This is a genomic window from Cupriavidus sp. R6-3 (assembly GCF_059772245.1).
This window is the reverse complement of sequence record NZ_JCBAJO010000318.1, coordinates 1-4,236: the sequence shown is the minus strand read 5'-3', so window position 1 is coordinate 4,236 and position 4,236 is coordinate 1. Positions and strand designations below refer to the sequence as shown.

Genomic DNA, 4,236 nt, shown 5'->3' with positions numbered 1-4,236 from the left:
ACCTGCCGGCCCGCCGACGAATGGCGCGCGCTGCTGCGCGGCATGGGCATGACGCTGCGCGAGGTGCCACTGCCGCGCGATGCGCATGGCGCCAATGTGCTGATGGTCGGCACGCTCGATTCGGTCGATGCGGTCGATGGGGTCGATGCAGTCGATGCGGTCGGTGCGGCCGATGCGCTCGATGCTTCGGACGCGCCCAAGGGGCAGGCCGTGCGGGCCATGCAGGCGGCGCAGGCCGAGCCCGGCGCCGCGTCCCGGGAGGAGGCGGCACGCTCCTCGGCCACGACCTCCGCCGCGGCCTCCACCACCGCCTCCACCGGCGAGCTGGAGCCGCTTTGATACAATCGCGCCGCCCATCGGTGCCCGCCACCGACCGCAACGCCGGCAACCCCGGCCGCCCCCGCAATATCGGCGACGCGCCGCAACGCGCCGCAACGCATCCCGATCGTCCGCTGTCCCCGTCCGTGTCCGCCCTGCAGTTCTCCCATTTCACCGTCACCAGTTGCCTGGGCCATGGCCTGGCCGCGACCTCCGCGGCCTTGCGCGCCCAGCGCAGCGGACTCGCGCCCTGCCGCTTCGGCGACGTGCGGCTGCGCACCCATGTCGGCGAGGTCGCCGGCGTCGACGACGCCCCGCTGCCGGCCGAATTCGCCAGCTTCGACTGCCGCAACAACCGGCTGGCGCGGCTGGCGCTCGAACAGGACGGCTTCGCCGAGCGCGTGCGCGAGGCCATCGCGCGATATGGCGCCCACCGTATCGGCGTGTTTCTCGGCACCAGCACCGGCGGCATCCTCGAGACCGAGCAGGCCTACCGGCGTCGCGATCCCGCGACCGGCGCGCTGCCGCCCGACTTCGACTACGCGCACCGGCACAGCCCGTTCTCGCTGCCGGCCTTCGTGCGCGCGTACCTGGGCCTGACCGGTCCGGCTGCGGCGATCTCGTCGGCCTGCTCGTCGGGCGCCAAGGTGTTCGCCTCGGCGCGCCGGATGATCGAGGTCGGGCTGATCGACGCGGCGCTGGTGGGCGGCGTCGATTCGCTGTGCCACACCACGCTGTACGGCTTTCACTCGCTGGAGCTGGTGTCGGCCGAGCCCTGCCGGCCCTACGATGCGCGGCGCAACGGCATCTCGATCGGCGAAGGCGGCGCGTTCGGGCTGCTGGAACGGTTGCCCGAATCTTTGCCCGAATCTTTGCCCGAATCTTTGCCCGAATCTTTGGCCGAATCCCTGCCCGAATCACTGCCAGGCTCCGGCGCGGCGGCGCTGCCCGACGACGCGGTGCTGCTGTGCGGCGTCGGCGAATCCAGCGATGCGCATCACATGTCGAGCCCGCATCCGGACGGACTGGGCGCACGGCTGGCGATGGAGCAGGCGCTGGCCGACGCCGGACTGACGCCGGCCGACATCGACTACATCAATCTGCATGGCACCGCGACGCCGAGCAACGACGCCGCCGAGGGCAAGGCCGTGCTCGCGCTGTTCGGCACGACGCCCTGCAGCTCGACCAAGGGCGCGACCGGCCATACGCTGGGCGCGGCCGGCGCGATCGAGGCGGTGATCAGCGCGCTGGCGCTGCGCGAGGGCTGGCTGCCGGCCGGCATTGCCGATACCGAGCTCGATCCCGCGCTGCCGGTGGGCTATCTGCTGCGCACCGGGACGGCCGATGCCGGCCATCGCCTCCGCTACGCGCTGAGCAATGCCTTCGGCTTCGGCGGCTCCAATTGCAGCCTGCTGTTTGGCCGCGCCGACGCGCATTTGCAAGGCGCACGGTCATGACGGCGCCGGTGTTCGTCGAAGGGATCGGCCTGCTCGGTCCGGGACTCACGGACTGGCAGCAAGGGGCGGCAGTGCTGCGCGCGGAGACTCCCTATTTGCACGCCGCCACCGCGTTGCCCGCGCCGGAAGGGCTGCCGTCGGCCGAGCGCCGGCGCACCGGCCCCGCGGTCAAGCTCGCGCTCGCAGTGGGCCGGCAGGCGATCGCCGCCAGCGGACGCGATGCCGCCACGCTGGCAACCGTGTTCAGCGCCTCGGGCGCGGACGGCCACAACTATCACGCGATCTGCGAATCGCTGGCCGGCGACGATCCCATGATCTCGCCGACCCGCTTCCACAACTCGGTGCACAACGCACCGGCCGGCTACTGGAGCATCGCGACCGGCGCGATGGCGCCGTCCAACGCGATGTGCGCGCACGACGGCAGCTTTGCCGCGGGCCTGCTCGATGCCTACAGCCAGGTGCTGGCGACCGGCTCGCCCTGCGTGCTGATCGCCTACGACACCGACTATCCCGAGCCGCTGCGCAGTGCGCGGCCGATTCCCGATGCGTTCGGCCTCGCGCTGGTGCTGACGGCCGAGCCGGGTGCGGCGACGCTGGCGAGCCTGCGGCCATCGCTGGTCCTCGAAGGCGACGCGCCGACACCGACGCCGATGGCCGATGCCGCGCTGGAAGCGCTACGCGCCGCCATCCCGGCCGCGCGCGCCCTGCCCTTGCTGCAGGCGCTGGCACGCGGCGACGACACCACGGCGGTGCTCGATTATCTGGACCCGCTGCGGCTGCGCGTCGAGGTCGCGCCATGGCGGTGAACGACGCCCACGACCCGAACGACGCCAACGACGCCCGCGACGTCGGCGCGTCGCCGGCCGCCATGCCGCCCGGCACGCCGGTCCGGCGCGACTGGATCGCCGCGCATATCCCCCATCGCGGCGCGATGTGCCTGCTCGACGAGGTGGTCGACTGGAATGCGCAGCGCATCCGCTGCGAGGCACGCAACCACACGTCGCCCGAGCATCCGTTGCGTGCCGAAGGAAGGCTGGCCGCGCTGTGCGGCATCGAATATGCCGCGCAGGCGATGGCCGTGCATGGCGCGCTGCTGCGCACCGGCGCCGCGGCCACGCCGAGCCTTGGCTATCTGGCCAGCGTGCGCAAGGTCGAGATCTTCGTCGAGCGGCTCGATACCGTGGCGGTGCCGCTGACGATCGAGGCAGAACGCATCGGCGGCGACGATCGACAGGTGCTCTACGAATTCTCGCTGCGTGGCGGCGGCGCCGTACTGCTGACGGGCCGCGCGGCGGTGGTGCTGGACGCCACGCCGGCCGCTTAGGTCCGGCACGGCACGGTACGTGCGCCTGGGTCCGGCGCGGTACGGTACGGCCGATTGAGCAGGGGTACGGTCCGGCCCGCGCCGGCCCGGTCCCCCGCGCTGCGGTCCGGCCCCCGGCTTGGGTGGCCTTGCTTCGGCGGTCCGGGCCGGCTTGCGCGGCGTTGCTGCGCGGCAGTCCGGGCCCGGCTCGCGTGGCGTTGCTGCGCGCGGGCGATCAGCCCTCGATCTTCGGTGCCGGCAGCACCTCGCCGCTGACCTCGCCGAAGCCGATGCGATAGCCATCGCCCTGGCACCAGCCGCGCATCACCACTTCATCGCCGTCCTGCAGGAAGCCGCGCTCCACGCCGCCGGCGAGCTTCAGCGGCTCGTTGCCGTTGCGGGTCAGTTCCAGCAGGCTGCCGTACGAATCCGGCGTGGTGCCGCTGATCGTGCCCGAACCCATCAGATCGCCGACGCGCACATTGCAGCCCGACACCGTGTGGTGGGCCAGCTGCTGCGCCATCGTCCAGTACATCGCACGGAAGTTGGTGCGGCTGATCGGCTCGGCGCGCTCGGCGCCCTGCGGCCGCAGCGCGACCTCGAGTTCGATGTCGTAGGCGTTGCGCGCCGACTGGCGCAGATACGGCAGCGGCTCGGGCGATTGCTCGGGGTTGTCGCGGCGGAACGGCTCCAGCGCTTCCATCGTGACGACCCACGGCGAGATCGAGGTGCCGAAGGTCTTGGCATTGAACGGCCCCAGCGGCACGTATTCCCACTGCTGGATGTCGCGCGCGCTCCAGTCGTTGAGCAGCACCATGCCGAACAGATAATCGTCGGCCTGGTCGACGCGCACCGGCACGCCCAGGGCCGAGTCCTTGCCGACGATGAAGCCCATCTCCAGTTCGTAGTCGAGCTTGCGGCAGGCGCCGAAGATCGGCCGCGCCTCGTTCGGCAGCTTGATCTGGCCGTTCGGGCGGCGGATCGGCGTGCCGCTCACCACCACCGAGCTGGCGCGGCCGTTGTAGCCGATCGGGATTTCCAGCCAGTTCGGCAGCAGCGCGTTGTCCGGGTCGCGGAACATGCGGCCGACGTTGGTCGCGTGCTCCTTCGACGAATAGAAATCGGTGTAGCCGGGAATCTCGACCGGCAGATGCAGGC

Annotated in this window: 5 protein-coding genes; 4 read left to right on the top strand and 1 reads right to left on the bottom strand. The window is 71.6% G+C overall.

Annotated elements, in window-relative coordinates:
* The 4 genes from AC6EI8_RS24720 to AC6EI8_RS24705 all read left to right on the top strand — a co-directional run.
* A partial coding sequence (locus AC6EI8_RS24720; protein WP_498383152.1) for a hypothetical protein occupies positions 1-339 on the top strand: 339 nt, incomplete at its 5' end.
* A gap of 125 nt (positions 340-464) precedes the next feature.
* A complete protein-coding gene (locus AC6EI8_RS24715; protein ID WP_498383155.1) occupies positions 465-1,775 on the top strand; it encodes a beta-ketoacyl-[acyl-carrier-protein] synthase family protein in 1,311 nt (436 codons plus the stop codon).
* Complete coding sequence (locus AC6EI8_RS24710; RefSeq protein WP_498383151.1) at positions 1,772-2,581, top strand: beta-ketoacyl synthase chain length factor; 810 nt, start codon at positions 1,772-1,774, stop codon at positions 2,579-2,581. Before AC6EI8_RS24715 ends, AC6EI8_RS24710 begins: the two co-directional genes overlap by 4 nt.
* A 62-nt stretch (positions 2,582-2,643) precedes the next feature.
* Positions 2,644-3,099: a hotdog family protein gene (locus AC6EI8_RS24705; protein WP_498383153.1), complete on the top strand. Its 456-nt coding sequence runs from the start codon at positions 2,644-2,646 to the stop codon at positions 3,097-3,099.
* 214 nt (positions 3,100-3,313) lie between these two features.
* Here the strand turns inward: AC6EI8_RS24705 and fahA are convergent.
* The coding region (gene fahA, locus AC6EI8_RS24700) for a fumarylacetoacetase (protein WP_498383150.1) at positions 3,314-4,236 on the bottom strand (923 nt) is incomplete at its 5' end.

Coding starts and splice junctions, on each gene's coding strand:
- AC6EI8_RS24710 (WP_498383151.1), top strand. CDS start 1,772: ATGACGGCGCCGGTGTTCGTCGAAGGGATCGGCCTGCTCGGTCCGGGA.
- AC6EI8_RS24705 (WP_498383153.1), top strand. CDS start 2,644: ATGCCGCCCGGCACGCCGGTCCGGCGCGACTGGATCGCCGCGCATATC.